Consider the following 26,410-nt stretch of genomic DNA (forward strand, 5'->3'; position numbering starts at 1 on the left):
GGGTTCTATCGTCCCCGCACCGCGCGGCGCCGCAGGTCAGGAAACCGGACGACCGGCGGCACAGCTGGCATCGGCGATACTCAGGCGGTCGTGCTCACCGAGACGTCGTCGATGACGACGCTGCCGTAGTTGGAGCTGTTGGCGTAGTAGTCGATCTGCGCCACGCCGGGCAGCGGGTTGCGGAAGGCGCTGTTGTCGAGCACCAGGGCCCCGTCCAGGTACAGGTCGAAGGTCTGCGTGCCGGTGCTGATCACCAGGCGCAGGTTGTACCAGCGGCCCGGCGTGTAGGTGCCGACGGTGACCAGGGTTGTGCCGGAGTACGCGGCGATGGTGTTCTTCGTCATCGCCACGCTCACCGCGTTGAGGCCGCTCGCGTCGCGCACGTACGGGACGGCGAAGTAGTCGTTGCCGGAGACGTAGGCCGACTCGCGCATGACGTTTGTCTCGACGGTCACGGTTCCGGTCAGCGGCGAGCCGAAGGTCTGGGAGACGCTGGTGCTGCCGCTGTTGGTGGTACGCGTGAGGCGCACGCTCTTGTCGCTCGCGCTCGGCACCTCGACCACCGCGACCGTGCCGCCCGCGCCGCTGACGGTCAGGCCGTCGCTGCCGTTGGCGAGCGGGCCGGTCGGCAGGGCGTCGAACGTGTGCCGCGTGGTCACCGGCGTGCCGGTGCCGCCGGGCTGCTCGAACGCGCCGATGTCGGCGGCGCCGTTGTACAGCGCGTTGCCGGCGTAGTCGCGACCGCCGTTGGCGGCGACGGTGACACCGGCGTTGACGGCCGGCGAGGCGGCCGCGACCTGCAGCTCGTTGGCGGCCGCGAGGGCCGGTCCGGTGCTCGGGGTGCCCGACGGCGCGTTGATCGGGGCGGAGACGAAGCGCGGGTCCGCCACGACCGCGTGGGCCTCGCCGGCGGGCACGGTGAGCGTCGCGCCGCCGTACAGGTTGTGGTTGTACGTGATCGTGGCGCTGGTGGAGATCGCGGCGTTGGCCCTCGTCGAGTAGAGGATGTTGTTGGACACCGCATAGGCCGCGTTGAGGTAGGTGCCGTAGCCGTACAGCAGCGACTGGCCGGCGTCGTTGTAGATGGTGTTGTTGTAGATCTGCGCGGCCGCCGCCGGGTCGGAGTGCAGGTAGATCTGGTACCGCGTATTGCTCGTGATCACGTTGTAGCGCAGCACGGCGTTGCCGAAGGAGAACTGGCACAGCAGGATGCCGTCGCCGTTGCCGTGCACGTAGTTGTACTGCACGACCTGCCCGGTGGTCGCCTTGTCGGTGTCGATGCCGTTGGAGTCGGCGCCGCCGGCCTTCTGGGTGGTACCGAAGACCTCGTTGAACTGGATCGTCACGTTGTCGGCGAAGTACGTCTCGATGCCGGACGTGCCCGCCTTCTCCACGACGTTGCGCTCGACCGTGGCCCCGCGCACGTCGGTGAGGTAGATGCCGTTGCAGCCGTACGCGGTGCCGGCCTGGGAGATGAAGTTGTTGCGGATCACGATGTTGGTGTGCGGCCGGAACTTCGTGTCGCCGGCGCTCGCGCGGGAGCCCCAGCCGGTCGCCACGGCGCCGGCATCGGAGCCGGTGTACTGCTTGACGACGATCCCGGCGAACGAGGTGTTGCTGATCGCGGAGTTCTGGATCACCGCGTCGTTGATGGTCGTCGGGGTGCCCGGCGGCGCGGCGGGGTTCGGCACCGTGGTGTCCAGGACGATGCCGCCGGTCCGCTTCGACGCGTCCCAGCCGGTCAGGAACGTGACGCCGGGGGCGTTGTCGGCCGTGCTGCCGCCGATCCAGTTCACCTTGCCGGTCACGTCGTGCACGGAGACGGCGTCGACGACGAACCCGTCGAGGGTCTGGCTGTTGTCGCCGCCGATGTGGATGCCCCGGAAGTCCCCGAGGTTCGCCCCGGCCGTGCCGGTCGCCGGGGCCGCGTTGGTGACCTCGATGTTGCGGATCGTCCAGTACTCCTGGTTGAACAGCCGCACGGCGTCCGCCACCGTGCCGGCCCCGTTGACGCGCGGCTTGTTGCCGCTGCCGTAGGAGTCGATCACGACCGGGGCGCCGGCGGCGCCCGAGCCCTTCGGCCAGAGCTGCCCGGTCCAGGCGCTGCCCGCCTTGAGCAGGATGCGGTCGCCCGCGCCGAACGTCGCCGAGTTGACCTTGCCCAGGGTCTTCCACGGGTGGGACTGGTCGAGGCCGCTGTTGGCGTCGGCGCCCGCGGCGGCGTCCACGTAGTAGGTCGTGCCGGCGGCCCGGGCGGGCGCGGGGGTGCCGAAGAGCGCCACGAGCGTGACGACGGCGGAGAGGACCAAAGGGCGCCTGAGGTACGACATGGGGGCTCCTCCGGGACGCTTGGGAAAACGTATTCCAGCACACGGTCTCCGGCGCGCGCAACGGCCGCGGCCGGACGACCGCAACGGCACGGGGCGGCCTCGAAACTTTCAGCCGCACGGGCGGGCCGCACGGCACACGCCGTTCATTGATTGACAGCTATGACATTGATCGTGCACTATCTGCCAGTCGTCGGCGCTGGGAGCGCTCACGGGGGGTTCGCGACGCCGGAAGGCCGGTCCGGCGCGCAATATTCCCGTGAGCGCTCACAGCTGCGATTGAAACGTTTCTTCCCCGATCGGCGGTGGTGACGATGACGTCGAGACACTGGGCATCCCGGGCGCACGCAGCGGCCGCCGTGGTGTCCTGGTGCTGCGCGCTCAACGCCATGTGGCTGGCCTTCACGCTGCTCGGCGGCGGCGTGCTGGGCGTCGGCCCGGCGACCGTCACCGCCTGCATCGTGGCCCGCCGGCACGCCCGCGGTGAAACGGTCCGCCTCGGCGACTTCGCGCGCACCTGGCGGCGCGAGTTCGCCCGCGGCACCGCCGTGGTGCTGCCGATCCTGGCCGTGGCCGGCGTGCTGTGGTCGAACTACGCGGCCTTCTCGGCGCCGGCGCCCGGCTTCGGCCCGGCGCGGCTCGGCTCGCTGGCCGCGTTCGTGCTCACGCTCGCGGCGCTGGTCTACGTCGGCCCCATGTACGCGCACTACGACCTGCCGCTGTGGCGGTACGGGCCGACCGCGTTGCGCTTCGCGCTGCGCCGCCCGCACGCGACCGTGCTGCTGCTGCTCGTCCTCACCGCGCTGGCCTTCGCGAGCGCGGCCCAGCCGATCCTGCTGATCACGGTCGGCGTCGGGGCCTGGCTGCACACCAGCACCTGGCTCTGCGTGCGCTTCTTCGCGGAGAACGAACGCCGGCGGGTCCAGGCCGGCGGCCCGCAGCGTCCCGACCCGCGGCCGGTCCTGCCGGCCGAACCCCTACGAATCCTGTGACCGCGGACCCCGAAGGACTGACGACCGTGAGATGGAACGCCTACCGCCCGATCATGGCGGGTGCGATCGCCGCCGCCGCTGCCGTTGCGCTCACCGCGTGCACGTCCTCGCCCGAAGGAGGCAAGGCCGACCCCGCGGATCTCGCCACCATCGACATGATGGCCCCGGTCATCACCGCCCAGGCGCCGTCCGCCACCGGCGACATGCAGAAGGCCGTCGAACAGCTCACCGGCAAGAAGCTGAACATGACCTGGGTGCCGAACTCGAGCTACAACGACAAGACGAACATCACGCTGGCCTCGGGATCGATGCCCGAGGTGATGGTGATCCAGGGCAAGATCCCCGCGTTCGTCCAGAACGCGAAGGCGGGCGCGTTCTGGGACCTCACCGACCGGATCGACAAGTACCCGAACCTCGCCAAGGCCAACAAGCAGGTCCGGCTGGGCGCCTCCATCGACGGGCACCTGTACGGGCTGCCCCGGGAACGGCAGCTGATGCGCGTCGCCGTGACGATCCGCAAGGACTGGCTGGCCAAGCTCGGCCTGCCGGAGCCCGCGACGGTGCAGGACCTCTACGCCGTCGCGAAGGCGTTCACCGAGAACGACCCGGACGGCAACGGCAAGAAGGACACCTACGGCATCCTGTTCCCGAAGTGGCCGAGCGGGTACGCCTCGGGCAGCCCCTATGACGTCATCGAGACCTGGTTCGGCGCGCCGAACGCCTGGGGTGCACGCGACGGGAAGCTGGTTCCCGGCTTCGACACGACGCAGTTCGCGGACGGTGCGCGGTACATCCGCCGGCTCTTCGACGAGAAGCTGGTGAACCCGGACTTCGCCACGCTCGACTCCGGCAAGCCCTGGGAGGACGCGTTCACCAACGGCAAGGGCGGCATCATCATCGACACCAGCTCACGCACGCTGAGCATCCTGAGCAGCCTGAAGCAGAAGGACCCGGCCAACTACGGCAAGTACGTGACAGCGGTGGGCAACCTGCTCGGGCCCGACGGCGTGCGCCACTCGCTGCCGACCTTCGGGTACTCGGGCTTCCTGGCCGTCTCCAAGCAGAGCGTGCCGACCGGGGCCGAGCTCGACGACCTCCTCGCGGTGCTGGACAAGCTCGCCTCCAAGGAGGGCCAGGTCCTGCTCAACAACGGCATCGAGGGGCGCAACTTCACCCTCGACAACGGCGCCGCCAAGCCGGTGACGAGCACCGATCCCGCCATCGTGACGCTGAAGAACGACCTGGGCGCGTTCGGCCAGATCGGCACGCTCGGCAACGACTTCTACCAGCCGGTGCCGGCCGGCCAGCCGGAGAAGGAGATCCTCGACAAGCGCGCCGTGTTCCACGCCCGGGACCTGGAGACCGCCGTCTACAACCCGGCCGCGGCGTTCGTGGCCCCGACCTACACGCAGCAGGGCGCGCAACTGGACCTGATCGTCGGCGACGCCCAGGTCAAGTACTTCGCCGGCCAGCTCGACGAGAACGGGCTGAAGAAGGAGACCGGGCGCTGGCACAGCGAAGGCGGGGACAAAGTGGTCACCGAGATGAACGACCTGTACGCGAAGGCCGGCGGGAAGTAGCGACCGGTGGCCTCACAAGAAACCGCGGGCGTTGCCGAGCCGCTCATCGCGTTGGAGCGCCGGCCCCCGCGGGGATCACGGCGACGCGGGGACCGCCGGGCCCGCCTGGTCAGATACCGGTGGCTGTACCTGATGCTCGTGCCCGGCGTCGTGTACTTCGCGACCTTCAAGTACGGGCCGATGTACGGCATCGTCATCGCGTTCAAGGACTACGTGCCGTTCCTGGGCATCGACAACAGCCAGTGGGTGGGGCTGAAGTACTTCGAGCAGCTGTTCGGCAGCCCCGACTTCCTGCGGATCCTGACCAACACGCTGATCCTCGCGGCGCTGAAGATCGCCTTCGCGTTCCCCGCCCCGATCGTCGTGGCGCTGCTGCTCAACGAGGTCCGGGTGACGGTCGTCAAGCGCTCGATCCAGACCGCCATCTACATACCGCACTTCCTGTCCTGGACGATCGTGGCGTCGCTGACCTACCTGCTGTTCGCGGTCGACAGCGGCGCCGTCACCCACCTGGCGAACGGCGTGTTCCACACCCGGTTCGACTTCCTGGCCGATCCGCACTGGTTCCGGCCGCTGATCGTGCTGCAGTCGCTGTGGAAGGACACCGGCTGGGGCACCATCATCTACCTGGCCGCGCTGGCCGGGGTCGACCCGACGCTGTACGAGGCGGCGCGGGTGGACGGCGCGAACCGGTGGCAGCAGATGCGGCACGTGACCCTCCCGGCCATCCGCTCGACGGTCGTCATCATGATGATCCTGACGTTGGGTCACGTGCTGGACACCGGCTTCGACCAGATCTTCCTGATGACGAACTCCCTGAACCGCTCGGTGGCGGACGTGTTCGACACATTCGTCTACTACATCGGCATCACGCAGGGGGCGTTCAGCTACTCCACGGCGATCGGGCTGTTCAAGGGCGTCGTCGGCATCGTCCTCGTGCTCGGCTCCAACTGGCTGGCCAAGCGCAAGAGCGAGTCCGGGCTGTTCTGATGACGAGACGAAGGACGAGCATTTTCGACGTCGTGAACGTGCTGGTGCTCAGCGGCATCGCGGCGACCACCGTGCTGCCGTTCGTGGACGTCTTCGCCGGTTCGCTGGCCGGCGAGGCCGAGATCAGCGCGCGGCCGTTCTTCCTGTGGCCGCGCAACGTCGTGACGAGCACCTACCGGTACATCTTCGAGACCAACGGGGCGTTCGTCCGCAGTCTGGCCGTCACGATCGGCGTCACCGCCGTGGGCACGCTCGTGCACCTGGCGCTGACCTTCACCATGGCGTACCCGCTGTCCAAGCGGTTCCTGCCCGGCCGCAACCTGCTCCTGAGGCTGGTCGTGTTCACCATGATCTTCGGCGGCGGCCTGATCCCGCTGTACCTCGTCGTGCGCAACCTGGGCCTGCTGGACTCCTACTGGGCGCTGATCCTGCCCGGCGCGATCAGCCCGTTCTACCTGATCATCGTGAAGAACTTCTTCCAGGAGCTGCCGGTGGAGCTCCAGGAGGCGGCCAGCATCGACGGGTGCACGGAGCTCGGTGTGTTCTGGCGCATCGTGCTGCCGCTGTCCAAACCCATCCTGGCGACCATGGCCCTGTTCTTCGCGGTCGGGATCTGGAACGACTTCATGTCGCCCCTGCTGTACATCTCCAAGCCGAGCATGTGGACGCTGCAGATGTTCGTCCGGCAGGTGACCGTCTCCCCCGACGTCAACTCGACCCTCGGCGTCAACGACCCCAACATCCTGCCTCCGGAGCAGGGCCTCAAGTTCGCCGTCATCGTCGTGGCGACGCTGCCGATCCTGCTGATGTACCCGTTCCTGCAGAAGTACTTCGCCAAGGGCATGCTGATCGGATCGGTCAAGGGATGACGACCCTGCGCTGGCTGACCGTGCCCCGCACGGCCGGGGTGACCTGCGGTGTGCCGTGGCCGCGCGGCACGGTCCCGGCGGGCGCGCCGTTCGCGGCACGGGCCGATGACGCACACCGCACGGCGGTGCCCGTGCAGAGCTGGGTCACCGCGACCTGGCCGGACGGCTCGGTGCAGTGGTCGGCCCACGCGTTCGGGCCGCAGGCCCGGCCCGCCTCGGCGTACACCCTCGTGGCCGGCGATCCGCCCGCCGCAACGCCCGCCGCGGTCGAGGTGACCGGGTCCGGCGACGCGATAGTCGTGGCCACCGGCGCCGCGACCTGGGTCGTGCCCCGGCACGGGCCCGCGCTGGTGCGCACGGTGCACTGTGCGGACCGGGAAATCGCCCGGGACGCACGGCTCATCAGCCTGTGGGATGACACCCCCGAGTCCGACGCCGCCGGGACCGTACACCGCCGGCAGCTGCGCGGGCAGGTCGAGTCCGCGACCGTCGAGCAGGCGGGGCCGGTCCGGGCCGTGGTACGGCTGACCGGCCGCCACATCCCCGAGGACGATCGCCCCGGCCCGTCGTTGCTGCCGTTCACCGTGCGCCTGTACTTCTACGCCGGCGCCGCCGAGGTCCGGCTGATGCACACGCTCGTATGGGAAGGGGACGGCGATTGCTTCCTGGCCGGACTCGGCCTGCGGACCGACATCCCGATGCGGGACGAGCCGCACGACCGGCACGTCCGGCTCGCCGGCCCGGCGGGCCCGGACGGCCGCCCCGGCTTCCTCACCGAGGCGGTCCGGGGCATCACCGGCCTGCGCCGCGACCCCGGCGCCGCCGCCCGGGCGGCCCAGGTCGCCGGCCGGCCGTGCGGCCCGGTCACGGACTGGCCCGAGACGGTGTCGCGGCGGCTGCATCTCGTGCCCGCCTTCGGCGACTGGACCCTCGACCAGACCGGCCCCGACGGCTTCACCCTCGCCAAGCGCACCGCGCCCGGCCACGCCTGGGTCACCATTCCCGCCGGGAACCGCGCGGCCGGATACGGCTACGCCGGCGGGGTCGGCGGCGGGCTCGGGTTCGGGCTGCGCGACTTCTGGCGGCTGTACCCGACCCGGCTCGACGTCCGCGCGGCCGCCACGGACACCGCCACCGCCACGGTCTGGCTCTGGTCACCGTCCGCGCCCGCCATGGACCTGCGCTTCTACCACGACGGGCGCGGGCAGGACACCTTCGCCGAACAGCTCGAGGCCCTCGAGATCACCTACGAGGACTGCGAGCCGGGCTTCGGCGACCCGCGCGGCATCGCCCGCACCCACGAGCTGGTGCTCCGCCCGTACGCGGCCACGCCCGGCGCCGACACCCTGGCCGCCGACGCCGCCGCGCTGAACGACCCGCCGCTGCTGGTCGCTGAGCCGAGCCGGCTGCACGCCGCCGGCGTCTTCGGCGACTGGTCCCCGGCCGACCGGTCGACGCCGCCGCGGGCCGGCATCGAGGACCGGCTGGACTTCCTGTTCGGCTTCTACGCCGGGCAGCGCGAGCAGCGCCGGTGGTACGGCTTCTGGGACTACGGCGACGTGATGCACGCCTACGACCCCGACCGGCACCAGTGGCGCTACGACGTCGGCGGCTACGCCTGGGACAACTCGGAGCTGTCACCGGACCTGTGGCTGTGGTACCAGTTCCTGCGCACCGGACGCGCCGACGTGTTCCGCTTCGCCGAGGCGATGACCCGCCACACCGGCGAGGTCGACGTGTACCACTCCGGACCCTGGCGGGGGCTCGGCAGCCGGCACAACGTCCAGCACTGGGGCTGCAGCTGCAAGCAGCTGCGCATCTCCAGCGCGATCTACCGGCGCTTCCACTACTACCTCACCGCCGACGAGCGCACCGGCGACCTGCTCCGCGAGGTGGCCACGGCGGAGCGGGCGCTGCTGGCCGTCGACCCGAGCCGCAAGATCCGCGACGCCGTGCCCCGCCCCGGCGCGGCCCCGATGGGCCTGGGCACCGACTGGGGCGCGCTCGCGGCCGCGTGGCTGACGGAGTGGGAACGGACCGGCGACGAGCACGCCCGCACGGCCGCCCGGGACAAGCTGCTGACCTCGATGGCGGACATCGGGGCGCTGCCGCACGGCTTCTTCACCGCCGAGGCCCGGCTGGACCCGGACACCGGGCACGTGACCCCGGCCGGCGAGCGGCCCGGCGCCTCCCACCTGTCGGCCGTCTTCGGGCTGGCCGAGATCTGCTCCGAACTGGTCGCGCTCACCGCCGGCACGCACATCGGCGCGACGTTCGAGGCGGCGTGGCTGCGGTACTGCCGGCTGTACCTCGCCCCGCCCGAGGTGCAGCGGGCCGAGCTGGGGCAGGCCCTGACCGGAATCTCCCTCATCCAGGCGCACAGCCGGCTGGCCGCGTACGCCGCGGCGCGCACCGGCGACCCGGACCTCGCGGCCCTCGCCTGGCACGCCTTCCACGAGGGCGTGGGCGACCAGCTGAACACCAACCCGCTGCAGAGCGAGCCGGTCTGGCGCACCACGAGCGTGGCCTCGCCACAGGTGCTGACACCGGTCGACGAGGCCGCCTACATCTCGACGAACGACGCCGCGCAGTACGGCCTCGCCGCGATCCAGCTCCTGGCCCTCGTCGCGGACGGGACGGTCGCCCCGAAACGCTAGTGTGCGAAGGGTGACGAGCACCCCCCGGGAAGCGGAAGCGCGCATCGGTCCGATCGGCGCGCTGCTGAGCCGGCTGACGTTCCTGGCCATCTGCCTGCCCGGCCCCGTCCTGCTCGCCGCCGCCGCGACACGGGACCGGGAGCGGTCGCCCACCGACTTCTGGGGCCTGCTCGCCGGCGGCGTGTTCGTGACGATCCTCGGTGCCGGCGCCGGCGTCTTCGGCCTGCGCCTGGTCACCCGCTCGCGCCGCGACGCCCGCCGGCTGGCCGCCGCCGGCGTCGCCGCGACGGCCGAGATCCTCACTGTGGCGAACCATCTGGGCGGCGAGGATCCCGGGCTGGAGCTGCGCATGCGCATCAGCGGGCCCGGGTTCGCCACGTTCGAGGCGGACACGACCCGCGGCGACGACCCGGCCCTCGTGCCGGGCGCGCTCCTGGCCGCGGTCGTGGACCCCACGGATCGCCTCTACTCGATCCCGTAGCTAAGTCAGCTCATCGGCGGCCAGCTTCAGCGCGCCGGCCGCGAAGAACGGCACGAACGCGACGCCTCGCCGTGCGCAGATCTGGAGGAGTTCGTCATCGGTCCGGTTGTGCCTTGTACCGGCCTTAAAGCGATCTTTGGTCGAACTTTGACCGTTGACCCGGCGGCAGTGATGGGCCTAGTTTTCACTCACATCGATCCTCGATGAAAATTCCGACCGCCAACGGAATGCTTCAGGAGGCACCGCCATGCCCATCAGCCACACCCCGCCACGGCCGCTGCTGGCCGCCGCCGCGCTGGTCCTCGCGACCACGCTCGGGGCCGTCGCGGTCACCGCCGCGACCACCGGCCAGGCCGGCGCGGCCGCGAACAGCTGCGGCAACGTGTTCGACGACTTCAACTACGGCTCGTCCGGCGACGCCGGGTTCACCGGCCACGGCTGGGTGCCCCGCAGCAACGCCGGCGGTCCCGGCGTCCCCGGCGCGACCTGGTCCCCGGCGAGCATCACGTTCCCGTCGTCCGGCGGCCAGAAGGTGATGCAGCTGACCGCGTCGACCGACGGCACCGGCGGCGGGACCCGGCAGGCCGAGGTCTACTCGGCGCAGAAGCGCTACCTCGAGGGCACATACGCGAGCCGGATCCGCTTCACCGACACGCCCGCCTCCGGCAACGACGGCGACCATGTCAACGAGACGTTCTTCGCGATCAGCCCGCTCAACGGCGACCTCGACCCGACCTACAGCGAGCTGGACTTCTCGGAGTACCTGCCCAACGGCGGCTGGGGCGAGACCGGGCCGATCAACTACCAGACGAGCTGGTACACGTACCGCAACGACCCGTGGTACGCCGACAACACCCACTCCGAGCAGCGGCGCAGCTACGACGGCTGGCACGACCTGGTCGTGCAGACGTCCGGCGGGCACGTCAAGTACTACATCGACGGCGCCCTGGTGGGCGACCACTCCGGGAAGTTCTACCCGCGGCAGACGATGACCGTGAACTGGAACCTGTGGTTCATCGACACCGCCACCCACACCGGCGGGACCTCCACCTACGTCCAGCAGGTCGACTGGTTCCTGTTCGCCCGCAACCAGGTGCTGTCGCCGGCCGCCGCGACCGCTCAGGTGGCCGCGTACCGCGCCGCCGGCAACAGCTACACGGACACGTTCGACTCCGCGCCGCCGTGCGGCTCCACCGGTACCGGAGCGATCATCGGCAACGGCAGCAACCGCTGCGTCGACATCCCCTCGGCCAATGCCGTCGACGGCAACCAGCTGCAGATCTGGGACTGCAACCGCACGGGCGCGCAGCAGTGGACGTTCAACGCCGACGGCTCCGTGGGCGCGCTCGGCAAGTGCATGGACGTGTCCGGCGGCTCGACCGCGGACGGCGCGGTCGTGCAGTTGTGGACGTGCAACGGCACCGGCGCCCAGAAGTTCACGCTGACCGCCGCCGGCGACCTCGTGAACACCCAGGCGAACAAGTGCGTCGACGTGGAGAACGTGGCCACCGCCAACGGCTCGAAGCTGCACCTGTGGACCTGCAACGGCGCCAGCAACCAGAAGTGGCACCGCTAGTCACTGCAGCAGCGCCCGGGCGAAGAAGTCGTCGCCCGGGCGCACGCCCGGCAGGGCGAAGTAGTACCCGCCGCCGAAGGGCCGGATGTAGTCGGCGAGCGGCTCGTCGGCCAGCCGGTGCTGGACCGCCTCGAACTGGCGCGCGATGTCCTGCTGGTAGCAGCAGAAGATGAGCCCGGCGTCGAGGTTGCCGTTGGACAGCAGGCCGCCCTCGTAGTTGTAGCCGCGGCGCAGCACGCGGCTCGGGGCGCTCTCGCCGGTGCGCGGGTTGGCCAGCCGGATGTGCGCGTCGAGCGGGATGAGTACACCCGCCGGGTCGTGTTCGTAGTCCGGGACGTCGGTCTCGGCCACGCCGTCGAGCGGGGCGCCGCTGTCGCGCCGCCGGCCGAAGATGTCCTCCTGCTCGCTGAGCGTGATGCGGTCCCAGAACTCGGTGAGCATCCGGATCAGGCGTACCACCTGGTAGGCGCCGCCGGCGACCCAGTCGGGCTCGCCCTGGCCCGGCCGGACCCAGACCAGGTCGGCGCCGTCGGCCTCGGTCGGGTTGGCGGTGCCGTCCTTGAAGCCCATCAGGTTGCGCGGCGCGCCGGACGGCCGCGGGGTGCTGACGAAGCCGGACTGGCTGTACCGCGGCTGCAGCACGCCGCGGGTGTGGCGGGTGATCTCGCGCAGCGCGTGGTGGACCGTATCCCGGCTGTCGGCGCAGATCTGCAGCATGAGGTCGCCGTGGCAGCGGTCCGGCTCCAGGGCGTCGTTCGGGAACACCGGCATGGTGCTCAGCCGGGCCGGTTTGCGGGCGGCCAGGCCGAAGCGGTCGTCGAACAGCGAGGCGCCGACCGACACGGTGATGGTGAGGCCGTCCGCGGGCGCCCCGGGGCCGAGGACGTCGCTGTCGGCCGGCGGGGCGGCGGGCCCCTCGTCGCCCCCGGGTCCGCCGGTGGTGAGCCGCGCGGCGTGCGCGGTGAGCGCCCGCAGGCCGTCCCGCAGTACACCCGCGGATCCGGCCGTGACGTCGAACGCGGCGAACACCGCGCAGCGCTGCGCCGGGGTGAAGATGCCGGCCTGGTGCGGCCCGTAGAACGCGGGCGGGTCGGCGACGCCGGTCTGCGCGGGCGCCTGCCGCTCGGCGCCGCTCAGGCCGCCGACCATGGCGGCGCCGAGCGTGCCGGCGGCCAGCCGCCGCATTGCCTCGCGCCGGTTGACGTTCCCGCGGGGGGTCATGAGGCGGTGCCCTCCAGTAGTCCGGGTACCTGGGCCAGGGTTTCCAGCACGCCGCCGAGCGCGGCGTCGATGCGGCGGCGCACGGGCGGGGCGACCGCGTCCGGGGCCGACCAGGCCTCGCCGCTGCGGGCCGGCCGCAACGCCTGCCGCAGCGCGTCCAGGCCGCTGCGGATGGCCGGGCGCAGGGCCGGCCGCCGGGCGTCGAGCAGCGGGGCGAGCAGGTCGAGCAGCGCCGCGGTGGCGTCCACCCCGGCCCACGTCGCCGCCAGGGCGGCGCCGCCGCCGAACTCGGTCCGGCCGGTCAGCTCGTCGCGCAGGGCGTCCTCGAGGATCTCGTGCGCGCGCAGCGGCAGGTCGGCCGGGGCGGGCAGCACCTCGTGGAGCGTGTCGCGCAGCCGGCCCACGTCGGCGGCCAGGCCGTCGACGACGGTGAGCAGGCGCGCCGGGTCCTCGCCGTGCCACAGGCCGTACTCGATGCGGTGCAGGCCGGTGAAGTCCGGGTCGCCGGGGTCGGGCGGCCCCACCGGCAGGCCGCCGATGGCGTCGGCGAGGTCGTCGAAGGTGCCGTAGGCGGCGCCGACGCGGGCCCATCGCATGCGCGCGACCAGCCAGGCGGCGCGGGCCCGGGCGACGTCCCCGCCGGCGACGGCGGCGCGCAGCGCGGTCACGTCGCCGGCCAGCTCGGCGAGGCGCGCGGCCGCGTACTCCTCGTAGGCGCCGAGCGCGGAGGCCAGATCCTGGGCCAGCACGGGCGGCAACGGCGGCGCCCCCGGGTCCAGGCACGGGGAGGAGATGGCGACCCGGATGTACCGCGTGGCGCGCTGGCTCACGCCGAGGCGGAAGCCGTCGGCCGGGTTCTCCACGAGCAGTTGCCCGTTCGCCGTGGAGGTGTCGTTGAGCACCCGGTACCCCTGCCGCTGCCAGTGTTCCCGTAGCTCGGTGAAGGCGATGGCGGGGCCCGAGTCGGGCCGCAGGTCGAAGCGCGACGAGAGCTCGAAACGGCCGGGTTGCCCGGGGCAGGCGACGTAGCCGCGCACCGCCTCGGCGTAGCTGAGCCCGGCCGGGATGCGGGCGACCGTGTCGCGCCGGTACTGCTCGGTCAGCTCCTGCGCCCGGGCCGGGTTCACGGACGGGCCCGGCCGGCCGTCGGGGTGGCCGGGGAGCAGGCGCAGGGCGAGCGCCGCCGCGACGGCCACGAGGGCGGTCGTCGCGGCGGCGATCAGGATCAGGCGTTTGCGCACGGGTTCGGCCGGCCGTCAGTAGGTGAAGGCGTAGCCCGCAGAGGAAACCCCGCACGCGGACACGTACAGGGTGTACTTGCCGTGGGCCAGGCTGATCGGCACCGAGAAGTCAGTGGTCTGCGCCTCGCCGGGCCGGCTGGTGATCATCGAGCTGAAGTTCGACGTTCGCGCGTAGTACACGTGGCCGCTGGCGTCCTTGAGGTACACGATGGGGTAGTTCTGGGGGTTCTGGTAGTCGTCCTCACCCAGGCTCACCAGCCCCGACAGCTGCGTGCCGCTGAGGTGGAACGTCGTGCCGCTGCCGGACACGGAGCCGACCGCCGGGCGCCAGGCGTCCTTCGGGGCCCCGATCGGGGTGTAGACCCAGTTGCGGCTCCCCGCGGCGGCCAGCACCTGACCGTTGGGCAGGTTGATGAAGTTCACCGGCGCGCCGGCCGGATCGTTCGGCTGGGTGATCGTCTTGATCGTGTTGGTGGCCGGGTCGAACTCGTTGATCAGGGCGCCGGACGCGGAGCCGCACTCGTTGGTGAGCCACGAGCAGCGGACAGAGTCGAAGATGACCTTGCCGTTGCCCTCCGGCGTCGCGTACACGTCGTCCGTGAACGAGCCCTGCGGAATCGCCGGGCCCTGCGCCCAGCTGCCGGGGTCGGACGGCCGGGCGCCGGGGGTGTAGATGACCGACGTGTTGTGCCCCATGGCCAGGATCCGGCCGTCGTACATCAGGGTGACGGTCGAGGTGTCGACGTTGCCGTTGGCGTAGGACGCCGGCGGCCGGGCTCCGGTGTACCAGACGTTGGCGGCCGGGTCGTAGCGGTAGGTGCCGCCGTTGCTTATCGACACGATCGACCCGTCGGGCAGCGGGATCCAGCCGTCCTCGGCCGCCGGGGCCGGGCGGTTCGCGGCCGCGGTCCAGCTGTTCGTGGCCGGGTTGAAGATCTGCGTGCGGGCGCTGCGCTGGTCGCTGGAGACGATCCGGCCGTCCTTGAGGTGGGCGGTACCGGTGTCCCAGAGGTTGCCGTAGAGCCCGGACTGGCCCAGCGTCCAGGTGTTGGTGACGGGGTTGTAGAGCTGGACGCCGTTGTGGTCGTTGGACGAGCTGCCCGACGGCCACTGGTACACGTACTCGCCGCCGGCCTGGTAGAACCGCCCGTCCGGCAGGATCTGCTCCTGGGCCGCGCCGACGCCGTACGGCGACGTGGCCAGCTGGACCCAGGTGCCCTTGGTGTAGTCGCCGAACTGGTCGGGCACCAGCTTCACCCACTGGTGCAGGTCGGCGCCGTTGGACAGGATGCTGCCGTCGGTCAGCAGCCACATGAACGTGCCGGCGCCGCCGTTGTACGGGTTGACCGGCACCGCGGCCCAGGCCCCCGGGGTCCCGGGGACGGCCGGCGGCGGGCTGGTCGTGCCCCCGCCGGGGCTGGTGCTCGCGCTCGGGCTGGTGCTGCTCGACGGCGAGACGCTGGGGCTCGGGCTGGTGCTGCGCGACGGCGAGGTCGCCGGCGTGCTCGGGGTGCTCACGCCGCCGGTGCAGGCCGTCCCGTTGAGGGTGAAGGCCGCGGGCGACGGGTTGGCGGACCCGTTCCAGCTTCCGTTGAACCCGAAGCTGGTGCTCGCGCCGGTCGCGATCGGGGCGTTGTAGCCGGCGTCGGCGGCGCTCACCGCGGCGCCGCTCTGCGTCACCGACGCGTTCCAGGCCTGGGTCACCGTCTGGCCGGCGGTGAACGACCAGCGCAGGGTCCACCCGTTTATCGGGTCGCCCAGGTTGGTGATGCCGACGTTGGCGGTGAACCCGCCGTTCCATTGCGAGGTCACGGAGTAGGACACCTGGCAACCCGCCGCGGCCGCGTGCGCGGCCAGCATGGTGATGCCGGTGGTGGTGATGACGGTGGTCGCGACGGCGGCCGCGGTCAGGAGCCGGCGTTGTCGGCTGGGCATGGCTCTCCTCGGGGGCTGAGTGGCCGATCGGGCTGGTTCGGGGTCAGGGCCGGCGCCACCGCGGCGGCGGATCGACGGTGGGCCGCGTGGCCGGCCGGGCTGGTTCGGGGGTCACGGCCGGTGCCACCGCGGTTGCGCCGGCCGGGCTGGTTCGGGGGTCACGGCCGGCGCCACCGCGGTTGCGGATCGGCGGCGTCCGGTGCGCATCGCAGCAGCGTCGCCTGTGCGCTGAAGCCCACCGCGCCGACCGGCGAGCACGCCGCCCCGGCGGTCACGTTGCGGGCGTACCCGTCGCCGCTGGTGCCGGGCACCGGCGCGGCGGCCGAGGCGCTGGTGCCGGGCACCGGCGAGGCGATGGTGGCCACCATCGACTCCCGGCCGCCGACGGCAGCGGTCGGCCCCGGTTCGCCGGCGGGCGGCGCCGGCGAACCGGGGGGCGGCGCCGGCGAACCGGGGGGCGGCGCCGGACCGGTGGTGGTGGCGGGGCCGGTGGCCAGAACGGCGGCGAGCGCACCACCGGCGGCCACCACGGCCGCCGCCGACGCGATCACCCATGGTCGCTTCATGGCTCACCTTTCCCTCGCCGGCCGAAAACTCCGAAAACTTTGAAACCGTTTTCGGAACGACCGAACCATCTACGGCCATCGACGTCAAGGAACGGGCTTCCCTTGTCAAGATGCAGAAAGGTGAGTTGCGCCCGCGCGGCGTGAAAGTTACAGATTTCGGGGGTACCGTCGCCGCGTTTAAGCTTTTCGAAAAGCACAGCGCGCGGTAGCGGATAGCCGACCGCATGATCCAAGGCGGGCCGGATCCGGGGTACGTTCCCCGGCGTGATTCGACGATGAGCCAGATCCGCCGGGTGATCGGCCTCCTGATCGCGGCGCTCAGTTTCGGGGCGTCGCTCTACGGGCTCTTCCACCTCGTCCGGAACGGCAGCTGCGCCTCCGGCGGCAACTACGTCTCGACCCGCGAGTGCGCCCCGGACACCGGCAAGTGGTTCCTGTTCCTCTTCGGCGGCATCCTGCTGGGCCTGCTGGGCATCGGCGTGGCGTTCATCAAGGGCATCGCCCCCAACCCGACGATGGCCGAGCTGGAGACCGAGGCCAGGGCGCGACTGGCCGCGAACCGTACCGTCCGGACGCCGCAGGACCCGATCGCCCGGCTCGAGCGGCTGCAGGCGCTACGCGACGCCGGCACCCTGTCCCCGGCCGAGTTCGAGCGGTTGAAGGCCGAGATCCTGGCCGGGCACTAGGGGGCTGCATCGAAGTGGATGGCCGGGCTGCGGCGGACTCAGGCGTCGCCTCGCTCCGACCCCCACCTCGATACAGCCCCTAGCCGAGATAGGCGTCGACCGCGGCGCGGAACGTCCCGGCGGGCAGGCGCCACGGCGGCGCGGCCGGGAGCGCGACCCGCTCCAGGTCGGCCAGAACGGCCGCGAACGAGCCCCGCCGCTCGGCCAGCGGCACCCCGGCGGCGGTGAGCCAGTAGCGGTCCCCGGCCGGGTCGGCCGCGACCAGCCCGGCCGCGACCAGCCGGCCGATGGCGCCACAGAACTCTTCCTCCAGCGGTACCGCATGATTGTGGTAGTCCGCGGCGGCGAGCACGCCCCGCAGCGGCGCGCCGGTCGCCCGGTCGCGGCCGCCGATCGAGCGCAGGATCCACACGTCGGACATGGTCCACACCAGCGTGCCTACCAATCGGTGGGGTTCGAGCGGTTGAGGATGTGCACGCCCGCGGCGAAGCGGAGCAGGTCGGCGTCGGTGATGGTGAGGCCGGGCGCCACGCTCACGCGGAGGGTGGCGTTCCAGTCCACGACGTCCACGTCGAGCGTCGCGCCGGTCGCGTCGCGGGTCAACCGGGCCTTGTACGCGTTGACGGTCTGGTTCGGGGCGGTGAGCGCCCGGCGCTTGTACAGCACCACGCCGAACGCGGCGCTGTCCGGCGCGCGGAAGCTCATCGTCGACTGGCTCACCGTGTCGGCGACGAGGCCGGCGGGGCTGAGGTCGAGGGTGAACGGGGGCGACACCGGGACCGACGCCGGCGTCAGCGCGTTGGCCAGGGCCACGACCTGCTCCGGGGTGTACGTGTCGTCGGTGGCCAGGGCGATCCACCGCGTCGGCGACTCCGGCCAGTACAGCGTCAGTTGCCTGGCCGGCTGCACGTCGACGGTCCGCAGCGTGCCCGCGTGCCCGCGCACCGGCTTGGGGACCTCGGTGGCCGGCGTGCCGTACACGGGCCGGCGGCTCGACACGGTGACGGTCGTGTCGGAGTGGTGCCGGATGTCGGTCGCCTCGAAGAAGGCGACGAGGTTCCCGCCGGCCATCGAGGCGACGGGGGCCTTGACGCCGTCGGTCGCCGGGAGCGAGTACGGGAACGCCGGCGCGGTGTAGCCCGGCACCAGCTTCACCGTGTCCGCGGTCGCGGGCGCGCTGTGGGCCGCGGACGTCGGCGGCCCCGCGGCCGGTGCGCCGCTGGGCGAGGGTGCCTGCGGGGATGCGGTGGAGACCGACGTCGTGGGTACCGCCCCCACCGGCACGCCGCGGTCCGGGCGTACGGCCAGCACCACGGCCGCGGGCACGGCGAGGGCGAGGACGACCGCCGCCGCCGAGAGCGCGGTGGCGACCCGGCGGCGACGGTACCGCCGCGCCCGCCCGTGCACCCCGGTCAGCAGCCCCGCGTCGGAGGGCGCGCGGCCGGCCGCGCCGTGCATCGTGTCCGCGAGCAACCGGTCCAGCTCATCCATCGCCGGCCCCCTCCTGTTCGCCGAGCATCGTCCGCATCCGCGCGAGCGCCCGCGCCGCCTGCGACCGTACGGTCGTCTCCCGGCAGTCCAGCAGGTTCGCGATCTCCCCGTCCGCCAGATCGCAGTAGAACCGCAGCACGAGCACGGCCCGCTGCGCGCGGGGCAGCCCGGCGAGCAGCTGCCACATCTGGTCGCGGGCCAGCACCCGCTGCTGCGGCTCGGCCAGGCCGGCCGGCTCGGGCACCTCGGCGACGACCGCCTCGCCCGCGGCCCGCCGCCGGCGCCACGACAGGAACTGCCGCACGATCGCGGTCCGCACGTACGCCTCGGGGCTGTCCATCACCGTGACCCGCTCCCAGCGCGGATGCATCCGGGCGAGCACCTCCTGCACGAGGTCCTCGGCCAGGTGCGCGTCGCCGCAGAGCACGTAGGCGAAGCGCAGCAGCGCCCCGCCCCGGCTGCGCACGAAGTCGTCGAAGCCCTCCGGCCGGCGCGGGTGCGCGCCGGCCGGAGCGAGATCGGGGCTCATCGCCTCGCGAGTGTAGTGGCGGCTCAACAGCTCTTGAACACGTACGAACCCGAGCCCGGGGTGGTGACGTCGACGTCACGCAGGACGATCGACAGCGTGCTTCCGTAGGCGCCGCAGGCCTTGGTGAACTGGCTCTGGCTGTACTCGATAACGATGACGTTGCCGCCGTACGACGCTGTGTAGTTCTGGCACTCGTCGTAGTCGGCGCACTCCTCGGCCACCGCGAAGTCGAAGCCGATCTGCCGGACGCTCGCGGTGTCCAGGTCGGCGGTGTTCTTTTGCGCCACGGCGAGGCCCTTGCCGTGGCCGTAGGCGACAAGTGACTGGGCGTACGCGATCGCCTGGGCCTTGGTCAGCCGGCCGCCCGAGCGGGTCCACGAGTCGAGGTTGTCCGGCTCGACGCCCTTGAAGCCCTTGCCGGCGCAGCCGTCCATCCAGCCGCCGACGATCGCCGTGAGGGCCGCGCGCTTGTCGGCGGTCGAGAAGTCCAGCAGGATCTCGTTCCAGTCCTTGTCCACGACGAGGTTGCCCTTCGCGTCGTGCAGCAGCAGGTCGGGGTGGTTGGACTTCCACCAGGCGTTCGCCTCGGTCTGGGCCTGGAAGGCGTTGACGTAGCAGATGTTGTACAGGCCGGCCGCCGGGCTCGCGTCGTGGTCGCGGCTCACCACGCCGACGCCCGCCGGCGGGGAGTACGCGCCGCCGATCTGGTAGTCGAAGCCCGCGTTGGCCGGCGGCGGCGCCCAGGTGCCGCTCTTCGTCGGCGTCCCCGTCGCCGTCGGCCTCGGGCTCGCCGGGGCCGGCGTGGTGGGCGCGGCGCTCGCGGCCGGCGACGGCGCGCCCGTCGTGCGGGAGGCGGCCGGGGACGCGCTCGCCGAGGGCTGCGGGTGGCGACCGCCGCCCCACCAGTGCTTGCGCGTGCTCGCATCGGCGCTGCCGATGCCGGCCCCGACGGCGATGACCACCGCGGCCACGACGGCCAGGCCGAGCTTGATGCGGTTGCGCTTTCCCGGAAACGGCATGCGACGACTCCTCGGCAGGGGTTGGCTCCGCCTCATGAACGCGGTGAACCCGCCCGCCTGCTGCCGGGAAAAGAGAACTTCTTTCGGCTATGGAACCGTCACGGAAGGTGGCGGACCGGCCGGGGCGCCGGAGCGGGTGGCTCCGGCGCCCCGGCGGTCCGGCGGGGATCAGCTGTGGGCGACGAGGAAGCTGACCGAGACGCGGTCGGCGCCGCCCTCGTCCTGGTTGCCGACGGCGAGCGAGCGGCTGTCGGTCGTGCCGGCGAACGAGGTCATGTCCGTGATGTTCGCCTGGCCGTCGAGGTCCGCGGTCGGGCAGCCCGAGCCCTCGGTGCCCTCGAAGAGCTGCAGGCCCAGACCACGTCGACCCGCCTGGTCGGCCGCGACGGCGAGGTCGCCCTCGTCGCCGAGGCGCTGGCCGGCGGCGCGGCGCCGGCCGTGCTCCTGGTCGGGGCGGCCGGTGTGGGCAAGACCCGGCTGGCCGAGGAGTGCCTGGCGCGGCTGACCCCGCGCGGCGCGAAACCGTTGCGGGTGCTCGCGACGCGGGCCGCGGCGGCGCTGCTGCTCGGCGCGCTCGCGCCCCTGCTGCCGCGGCTCTCGGTGCCCGACGCGATGCTGCTGCCGGCCGCGCGGCAGGCGCTCGTCGGGGACGGTCCCCGGCCCATGCTGTTCGTCGACGACGCACACCACCTCGACCCGGTGTCGGCCGCGCTGATCCAGCAGGTGGTCGCCGCGCGCCGGCTCTTCGCGGTGCTCACCGTGCGGTCCGACGAGCCGGTGCCGGATGCGCTGGACGCGCTGTGGAAGGACCAGCGCGCGCTGCGCATCGACCTGCCGCCGCTCGCCGACGCCGACATCGAGGAGCTCGCGCGGGAGCTGCTCGAGGGCGCCGTCGACCTGTTCACCGGCCGGGAGCTCACCCGTCTCGCGGCCGGCAACCCGTTGGCGCTGCGGGAGGTCATCACCGGCGCGCGGCGGCAGGGCACGCTGCGCCACGAGGCGGGCCGCGGCTGGGTGGCCCACGGCGTGATCAGCGCGCCGCCCCATCTCGTGGACGTGGTCGCCGAGCGGGTCGAGGCCCCCCCGCCGCCGCAGCGGGCCGCGCTGCGGCTCGTGGCCCTCGGCGAACCGATCGGCCGGGCCCTGGCGGAGCGCCTGGCCGACGCGGCGGCGCTGGACGCGCTGGAGCGCGCCGGCCTCGTCACCGTCGACACCCGCGGGCTGCGCCACGAAGTGCTGCTGGCGCACCCCCTGTTCGGCGAGGCGGCAACCCGGGGCATGGCCACCGGGGACCGCCGGGCGCTGTTGTCGCGGCTCGCCGGCGCCTCGGCGACACGGGCCTGCGCCGGCACGACGACATCGTGCGGGTCGCGGCCTGGCGCCTCGAAGCCGCGGACCTCGGCGACCCCCGCCCTGCTGCTCGGGGCGGCCCGGCGCAGCCTCGCGCTGCACGACCTGCGCTCGGCGATCCGGTTCGCCTCGGCCGCGACGGCGGTCGGCGGCGGCCCGACGGCCGCGCGTTGCCTGGCCCAGCAGGGCCGTCAGCGGCCGGCGGCCCGGGCCGCCCACGAGGCGCGCGCGTGCCGGGAACGCTGCGAGGAGGCGCGGACCCCGCTGCTGGCCACCGCCGACCCGCAGCGGCAGATCCTGACCGCCCGGGAACGTGAGATCGCGGCGCTCGCGGCCGCGGGGATGAGCAGCCGGGACATCAGCGAGCGGATGGTCATGCCGTGCGTACCGTCGACAACCACCTGCAGCGCGCGTACCGCAAACTGGGCATCACCGGCCGCGACCAGCTCGCCGGCCTGCTGTAGCGCTCAGCGGATCCGCTCCGCCGCCGCTGCGAGGTTGCACGCCCGCGGGGCTTTCTGAGAACCCGCTGAATGCCCTGGCACCGTTCGTCACCCGCCGTTCGCCGGAACCGCGGCGCCGCGTTACCCGACGCCCATAGACCCGACGCCATGGATACAACATCGACGCGGCGCCGCCTGGCGCTCGCCGCGAGCGTCGCCGCGGCCGGCGCGCTGGCGCTCTCCGCCTCCGCCCCGGCCGCCGCCGACCCCGCCCACGACCAGCGTGGTCGCGGCCGCGGCGCGCACGTGCTGCTCGTCTCCGTGGACGGCCTGCACCAGCAGGACCTCGCCTGGTACGTCGCGCACCGTCCCGGCTCGGCCCTGGCCCGGCTGGCCGGCGCCGGCCTGACCTACCGCAACGCGGTCACCCCGTTCCCGTCGGACTCGTTCCCCGGGATGCTCGCCCAGGTCACCGGGGGCGACCCGAAGACCACCGGGGTGTACTACGACGACTCCTACAACCCGCAGCTGTTCCCGGCCGGCACGACGACGTGCACCGGCGCCGCACCCGGCGCCGAGGTCGCCTACGCCGAGAACGCCGACCGCGACCCGTCCCGCCTCGACGCCGGGCAGGGGCTGGCCGGGCTGCCCGGCTCGATCCTGGCCCTGACCGGCTCGCCGGAGACGCTGCTCGACCCGGCGCAGCTGCCCGTCGACCCGAAGACCTGCCGGCCGGTGTACCCGCACGAGTACGTGCGGGTCAACACCGTGTTCGAGGTCGCCCGGACGCACGGGCTGGTCACCGCCTGGTCGGACAAGCACCCGGCGTACGACCTGCTGCAGGGCCCGTCGGGCACCGGCATCCAGGATCTGTTCACCCCGGAGATCAACTCGGTCGCCGACGCCGACGGGCACGACTGGACGCAGGTCAACGCCCTGACCCAGCAGTACGACGGCTACAAGGTCCAGGCGGTCCTCAACGAGATCGACGGGTACGACCACGCCCGTTCGGTAAAGCTCGGCACCCCCGCGGTGTTCGGCCTGAACTTCCAGAGCGTGTCGACCGCGCAGAAGCTGCCGGCCGGCGGCTACCTCGCCGACGGGGTCACGCCCGGGCCGGTGCTGTCGGGGGCGCTGGACTTCGTCGACGCGCAGCTGGGCCGGTTCGTGGCCGAGCTGTCGGCCCGGCGGCTCGCGGACAGCACGACGATCGTGGTCTCGGCCAAGCACGGGCAGTCCCCCACGGTACCGTCGCAGCTCCTGCGAATCGCCGACGCTCCGATCCTGGCCGCGCTCGACGCGGCGTGGCAGGCGGCCGGGCATCCGGGCCCGCTGGTCGCGCACTCCATCGACGACGACGCCATGCTGCTGTGGCTGACCGACCGGTCCCCAGCCGCCGCCGCGTTCGCCCGGACCTTCCTGCTCGGCAGCGCCGGCACGGGCAACGACATCGCCGGCAACCCGCGCCCGTACACGGCGTCGGGCCTGCAGGCCGTCCACGCCGGCGCGGACGCGGCCGCCTACCTCGGCGCCGACCGCGGCGACCCGCGGGTGCCGGACGTCATCGGCCTCGTCCAGCCCGGCGTGGTGTACACCGGCAAGAAGTCGAAGATCGCCGAGCACGGCGGCGCCACCCCGGCCGACCGCGACGTGCCGCTCGTCGTGTCCGGCGCCGGCGTCCGTCGAGCGTCCACTGTGGACACCGCGGTCCGCACGGCGCAGATCGCGCCGACCATCCTGCGGCTGCTGGGCCTGGAGCCCGGCGAGCTGCAGGCGGCGCGGGCCGAGCACACCGCGGTGCTGCCCGGCATCGACTGACGTCCCGCGGCCCGGCCGGGGCTCCCCCGTGGCCCCGGCCGGGCCTCGACGGCCGTCAGCATACTCGGTATGCTACCCGACATGATACCGGGCGAGATGGCGCTGTGAGCACCGCATCCCGGCCGAACCCCGGCTCGCTGCCGGCCGAGGGGGCGGCCCGATGAGCTTCGCCTGGCCGGACCGGCCCCTCGACCTCGGCGGCGGCAACGGCGGCCTGCCGGCCCGCCGCGCCGTGGTCCGCTGGGCCTGGCGCCTGTTCCGCCGCGAGTGGCGCCAGCAGGTGATCGTGCTCGCCCTGCTGCTGCTCGCCGTCGCCGGCACCACCATCGGGCTGGCCATGGCCGCCAACACCCCGTCCGAGGCGTCGGTGTTCGGCACGGCCGACCACATCGTCACCATCAACGGCACCGGCCCCCGGCTCGACGCCGACCTCGCCCAGCTGCGCGGCAACTACGGCACCGTCGAGGTCATCGAGTACGCCAAGAAGGTCCCGGTGCCGGGCAGCGCCAACGGCGTCGACCTGCGCGCCCAGGACCCCGGCGGGCCGTACGGCCGCTCGATGCTCCGCCTCGACGAGGGCCGCTGGCCGCAGGGCGCGGACGAGATCGCGGTCACCGACGGGGTGCGGCGGCGCGCCGGGCTGCACCTGGGCGGCGCCTGGACCGCCGCCGGCCGGTCGTGGACCGTCGTCGGCGTCGTGGAGAACCCGCTCAACCTCGCCGAGCCGTTCGCGCTCGTCGCACCCGGCCGGCTCGGGGCCGCGGTCGACCACGTCGACGCGCTGCTGAAGGTGTCGCAGTCGCAGTACACCTCCAAACCCCGCCCCGACGGCATCTCCACCCGGCGCCGCAACCAGGAGAGCGACCCCGCCACCACCCTCGTGCTCATCCTCGCCACGATCGGGCTGGTCTTCGTCGGCCTGCTCTGCGTCGCCGGGTTCCACGTCATGGCCCAGCGCCGGCTGCGCGCGCTCGGCATGCTCGGCGCGATCGGCGCCGGCCACCGGCACATCCGCCTGGTGCTGCTGGCCAACGGCCTGGTCATCGGCGCAGCCGGCGCGCTGGCCGGGGCGGTCGCCGGCGTGGCCGGCTGGGCCGTGCTGAGCCCCGTCTTCGAGCCGCTCCTGGGCCGCCGCATCGACCGGTTCGACCTGCCCTGGACGCCGCTGCTGCTCGCCGTGGTGCTGGCCGCCGTGACCGCGGTCCTCGCCGCCTGGTGGCCGGCGCGGGCCGCCGCCCGCATCCCCGTGGTCGCCGCCCTCTCCGCGCGGCCGGCCCCGCCCCGGCCCGCGCACCGGTTCGCGCTGGCCGGGGTCGTGCTCCTCGCCGCCGGGCTGACCGGGCTGTACCTGTCGCAGCAGTCGAAGGGGCCGTACATCCTCGGCGGCGTGCTGCTCACCGCGCTCGGGCTGCTGCTGCTCGCCCCGCTCGGGGTGGCCACCATCGGCGTCCTGGCCCGGCACGCGCCCCTCGCGCCGCGGCTGGCCATGCGCGACCTGGCCCGCTACCGCGCCCGCTCCGGCGCCGCACTCGCCGCCATCGCCCTCGCCATCGGCATCGCCGCCGTGGTCGCCCTGGGCTCCGCGGTGACCGTGGCCAAGACCGCGGTACCGACCGGTGGCACCATCCCGGCCGACCAGATGATCGTCTGGCTCTCCGAGTACCGGATGACCGGGCCGGTGCCCGTCCTCACCGCCGCGGAGCTGGAGGGCCTGCGCAAGCAGGCCGACGCGATCGCCGCCGAGCTGCACGCCACGGCGCTGCCGCTGATCGGCGGCGTCAACCCGAACGGGCCGCTCGACCGCGACAGCGGTGGCCGGCCGCCGGCCGTGCTGGGCATCCGCCGCGCCGCCGGCCTGGGCGAGCCCGGCGGGGTGACGTACCGCGACGTCGACATGGTCCCGATCTACGCCGCGACCCCGGAGCTGCTGACCCACTACGGCATCGACCCGGCGAGCGTCGGCGCCGACACCGACGTGCTCACGCCGCGGGCGAACCTCGACGGGTACGACATCGTCCCCGGCGGCGTCCCGCGCTGGCACCCGGTCTTCCAGCACGTGGCCCTGCCCGACTACCAGTCGCTGCCCAACGTGCTGCTCACCCCGCACGGCATGGCCCAGCTCGCCCTGACCGAGGCCCCGCTGGGCTGGCTCATCGACTCGCCCGGCAAGCTCACCGCGGCCCAGGTCGACCGGGCCCAGCAGCGGGCGGCGGCCGCCGGCCTCTACGTCGAGACCCGCCCGACCGGCGCGGACGAGACCCGCCTGGCCGCCTGGTTCACCGCCGGCGGCATCGCCGTCGCGCTCGGCGTGCTCGCCCTGACGGTCGGGCTCATCCGCAGCGAGACGGCCCGCGACCTGCGCACCCTCACGGCGGCCGGTGCGCGCCGGCGCACCCGCCGGGCCCTGACCGCCGCGACCGCGGGCTCGCTCGCGCTGACCGGCGCGATCATCGGCACCGGCTGCACGTACCTGGCGGTGCTGGTCTGGTTCCACCGGGAGCTGCACTGGCTGGCCCACCCGCCGCTGGTCAACCTGGCGGCCATCCTGATCGGCCTGCCGATCGTCGCCTACGCCGGCGGATGGGTGCTGACCGGACGGGAGGCCCGGGCGATCGCCCGCCAACCCCTCGAGTGAGGCG

Annotated in this window: 20 protein-coding genes; 11 read left to right on the forward strand and 9 right to left on the reverse strand. The window is 73.0% G+C overall.

All coding sequences use genetic code 11. The features are described from left to right. Nucleotides 1-80: 80 nt before the first annotated feature. A complete protein-coding gene (locus tag ACPPVO_RS47830; RefSeq protein WP_426505604.1) occupies nt 81-2,330 on the reverse strand; it encodes a right-handed parallel beta-helix repeat-containing protein in 2,250 nt (749 codons plus the stop codon). A 311-nt stretch (nt 2,331-2,641) separates the two neighbouring features. Between ACPPVO_RS47830 and ACPPVO_RS47835 the strand changes: the two genes are divergently transcribed. From ACPPVO_RS47835 to ACPPVO_RS47865, 7 genes are all read left to right on the forward strand, one after another. Beyond that, nucleotides 2,642-3,319 (forward strand): YesL family protein, encoded by a 678-nt coding sequence (locus ACPPVO_RS47835; protein WP_426505606.1) that lies wholly within the window; start codon nt 2,642-2,644, stop codon nt 3,317-3,319. Between the two features lie 26 nt (nt 3,320-3,345). Next, entirely contained in the window at nt 3,346-4,899 is a 1,554-nt protein-coding gene (locus ACPPVO_RS47840) for an extracellular solute-binding protein (RefSeq protein WP_426505608.1), read from the forward strand. A 6-nt stretch (nt 4,900-4,905) separates the two neighbouring features. Beyond that, a complete protein-coding gene (locus ACPPVO_RS47845; RefSeq protein ID WP_426505610.1) occupies nt 4,906-5,889 on the forward strand; it encodes an ABC transporter permease in 984 nt (327 codons plus the stop codon). Beyond that, entirely contained in the window at nt 5,889-6,758 is an 870-nt protein-coding gene (locus tag ACPPVO_RS47850; protein WP_426505611.1) for a carbohydrate ABC transporter permease, read from the forward strand. Before ACPPVO_RS47845 ends, ACPPVO_RS47850 begins: the two co-directional genes overlap by 1 nt. After that, nucleotides 6,755-9,415: a hypothetical protein gene (locus tag ACPPVO_RS47855; protein ID WP_426505613.1), complete on the forward strand. Its 2,661-nt coding sequence runs from the start codon at nt 6,755-6,757 to the stop codon at nt 9,413-9,415. Before ACPPVO_RS47850 ends, ACPPVO_RS47855 begins: the two co-directional genes overlap by 4 nt. A gap of 10 nt (nt 9,416-9,425) precedes the next feature. Further along, entirely contained in the window at nt 9,426-9,896 is a 471-nt protein-coding gene (locus ACPPVO_RS47860; protein ID WP_426505615.1) for a hypothetical protein, read from the forward strand. A 247-nt stretch (nt 9,897-10,143) separates the two neighbouring features. Next, nucleotides 10,144-11,472: a ricin-type beta-trefoil lectin domain protein gene (locus ACPPVO_RS47865; RefSeq protein ID WP_426505617.1), complete on the forward strand. Its 1,329-nt coding sequence runs from the start codon at nt 10,144-10,146 to the stop codon at nt 11,470-11,472. Here ACPPVO_RS47865 and efeB read toward each other — a convergent pair whose 3' ends face one another. The 4 genes from efeB to ACPPVO_RS47885 form a co-directional block, all read right to left on the reverse strand. Beyond that, a complete protein-coding gene (gene efeB, locus ACPPVO_RS47870) occupies nt 11,473-12,693 on the reverse strand; it encodes an iron uptake transporter deferrochelatase/peroxidase subunit (RefSeq protein WP_426505619.1) in 1,221 nt (406 codons plus the stop codon). Continuing rightward, nucleotides 12,690-13,934 carry an EfeM/EfeO family lipoprotein gene (locus ACPPVO_RS47875; RefSeq protein WP_426505620.1) on the reverse strand — a complete coding sequence of 415 codons (1,245 nt, stop codon included), beginning with the start codon at nt 13,932-13,934 and terminating at the stop codon, nt 12,690-12,692. The genes efeB and ACPPVO_RS47875 overlap by 4 nt, the downstream gene beginning before the upstream one ends. Before the next feature lie 15 nt (nt 13,935-13,949). Continuing rightward, nucleotides 13,950-15,869 (reverse strand): cellulose binding domain-containing protein, encoded by a 1,920-nt coding sequence (locus ACPPVO_RS47880; RefSeq protein WP_426505621.1) that lies wholly within the window; start codon nt 15,867-15,869, stop codon nt 13,950-13,952. 158 nt (nt 15,870-16,027) lie between these two features. After that, the gene (locus ACPPVO_RS47885) at nt 16,028-16,435 is read right to left on the reverse strand and encodes a hypothetical protein (RefSeq protein WP_426505622.1); all 408 of its coding nucleotides are present in this window, start codon (nt 16,433-16,435) and stop codon (nt 16,028-16,030) included. 275 nt (nt 16,436-16,710) lie between these two features. On the opposite strand from ACPPVO_RS47885, the gene ACPPVO_RS47890 reads away from it, so the two are divergent. Next, nucleotides 16,711-17,121: an SHOCT domain-containing protein gene (locus ACPPVO_RS47890; RefSeq protein WP_426505623.1), complete on the forward strand. Its 411-nt coding sequence runs from the start codon at nt 16,711-16,713 to the stop codon at nt 17,119-17,121. Between the two features lie 79 nt (nt 17,122-17,200). Here the strand turns inward: ACPPVO_RS47890 and ACPPVO_RS47895 are convergent, their stop codons facing one another. From ACPPVO_RS47895 to ACPPVO_RS47910, 4 genes are read right to left on the reverse strand one after another with little or no spacing between them, the layout of a single operon-like run. Next, the gene (locus ACPPVO_RS47895) at nt 17,201-17,542 is read right to left on the reverse strand and encodes a hypothetical protein (RefSeq protein WP_426505624.1); all 342 of its coding nucleotides are present in this window, start codon (nt 17,540-17,542) and stop codon (nt 17,201-17,203) included. Between the two features lie 17 nt (nt 17,543-17,559). Beyond that, nucleotides 17,560-18,612, reverse strand: coding sequence for a hypothetical protein (locus tag ACPPVO_RS47900; RefSeq protein WP_426505625.1), 1,053 nt, complete (start codon nt 18,610-18,612; stop codon nt 17,560-17,562). Next, nucleotides 18,605-19,141, reverse strand: coding sequence for a SigE family RNA polymerase sigma factor (locus tag ACPPVO_RS47905; RefSeq protein WP_426505626.1), 537 nt, complete (start codon nt 19,139-19,141; stop codon nt 18,605-18,607). The genes ACPPVO_RS47900 and ACPPVO_RS47905 overlap by 8 nt, the downstream gene beginning before the upstream one ends. A 23-nt stretch (nt 19,142-19,164) precedes the next feature. Next, the gene (locus tag ACPPVO_RS47910) at nt 19,165-20,160 is read right to left on the reverse strand and encodes an endo alpha-1,4 polygalactosaminidase (RefSeq protein WP_426505627.1); all 996 of its coding nucleotides are present in this window, start codon (nt 20,158-20,160) and stop codon (nt 19,165-19,167) included. Nucleotides 20,161-20,334: 174 nt separating this feature from the next. Between ACPPVO_RS47910 and ACPPVO_RS47915 the strand changes: the two genes are divergently transcribed. From ACPPVO_RS47915 to ACPPVO_RS47925, 3 genes are all read left to right on the forward strand, one after another. Beyond that, nucleotides 20,335-22,032 carry an AAA family ATPase gene (locus tag ACPPVO_RS47915; protein ID WP_426505628.1) on the forward strand — a complete coding sequence of 566 codons (1,698 nt, stop codon included), beginning with the start codon at nt 20,335-20,337 and terminating at the stop codon, nt 22,030-22,032. 89 nt (nt 22,033-22,121) lie between these two features. Further along, nucleotides 22,122-23,771, forward strand: a complete 1,650-nt coding sequence (locus ACPPVO_RS47920) for an alkaline phosphatase family protein (RefSeq protein WP_426505630.1) — start codon at nt 22,122-22,124, stop codon at nt 23,769-23,771. Nucleotides 23,772-23,931: 160 nt separating this feature from the next. Then, nucleotides 23,932-26,406: an FtsX-like permease family protein gene (locus tag ACPPVO_RS47925; protein WP_426505632.1), complete on the forward strand. Its 2,475-nt coding sequence runs from the start codon at nt 23,932-23,934 to the stop codon at nt 26,404-26,406. Nucleotides 26,407-26,410 lie beyond the last annotated feature (4 nt).

Origin of the sequence: Dactylosporangium sp. McL0621, from assembly GCF_049995355.1 — a bacterium.
Taxonomy (GTDB): Bacteria; Actinomycetota; Actinomycetes; order Mycobacteriales; family Micromonosporaceae; genus Dactylosporangium.

What these genes read in the sequence shown, in the direction of transcription:
- ACPPVO_RS47830 (WP_426505604.1), bottom strand. Translation starts at nt 2,330, where the DNA reads ATGTCGTACCTCAGGCGCCCTTTGGTCCTCTCCGCCGTCGTCACGCTC.
- ACPPVO_RS47835 (WP_426505606.1), top strand. Translation starts at nt 2,642, where the DNA reads ATGACGTCGAGACACTGGGCATCCCGGGCGCACGCAGCGGCCGCCGTG.
- ACPPVO_RS47850 (WP_426505611.1), top strand. Translation starts at nt 5,889, where the DNA reads ATGACGAGACGAAGGACGAGCATTTTCGACGTCGTGAACGTGCTGGTG.
- ACPPVO_RS47855 (WP_426505613.1), top strand. Translation starts at nt 6,755, where the DNA reads ATGACGACCCTGCGCTGGCTGACCGTGCCCCGCACGGCCGGGGTGACC.
- ACPPVO_RS47865 (WP_426505617.1), top strand. Translation starts at nt 10,144, where the DNA reads ATGCCCATCAGCCACACCCCGCCACGGCCGCTGCTGGCCGCCGCCGCG.
- efeB (WP_426505619.1), bottom strand. Translation starts at nt 12,693, where the DNA reads ATGACCCCCCGCGGGAACGTCAACCGGCGCGAGGCAATGCGGCGGCTG.
- ACPPVO_RS47880 (WP_426505621.1), bottom strand. Translation starts at nt 15,869, where the DNA reads ATGCCCAGCCGACAACGCCGGCTCCTGACCGCGGCCGCCGTCGCGACC.
- ACPPVO_RS47885 (WP_426505622.1), bottom strand. Translation starts at nt 16,435, where the DNA reads ATGAAGCGACCATGGGTGATCGCGTCGGCGGCGGCCGTGGTGGCCGCC.
- ACPPVO_RS47890 (WP_426505623.1), top strand. Translation starts at nt 16,711, where the DNA reads ATGAGCCAGATCCGCCGGGTGATCGGCCTCCTGATCGCGGCGCTCAGT.
- ACPPVO_RS47895 (WP_426505624.1), bottom strand. Translation starts at nt 17,542, where the DNA reads ATGTCCGACGTGTGGATCCTGCGCTCGATCGGCGGCCGCGACCGGGCG.
- ACPPVO_RS47900 (WP_426505625.1), bottom strand. Translation starts at nt 18,612, where the DNA reads ATGGATGAGCTGGACCGGTTGCTCGCGGACACGATGCACGGCGCGGCC.
- ACPPVO_RS47905 (WP_426505626.1), bottom strand. Translation starts at nt 19,141, where the DNA reads ATGAGCCCCGATCTCGCTCCGGCCGGCGCGCACCCGCGCCGGCCGGAG.
- ACPPVO_RS47910 (WP_426505627.1), bottom strand. Translation starts at nt 20,160, where the DNA reads ATGCCGTTTCCGGGAAAGCGCAACCGCATCAAGCTCGGCCTGGCCGTC.
- ACPPVO_RS47920 (WP_426505630.1), top strand. Translation starts at nt 22,122, where the DNA reads ATGGATACAACATCGACGCGGCGCCGCCTGGCGCTCGCCGCGAGCGTC.
- ACPPVO_RS47925 (WP_426505632.1), top strand. Translation starts at nt 23,932, where the DNA reads ATGAGCTTCGCCTGGCCGGACCGGCCCCTCGACCTCGGCGGCGGCAAC.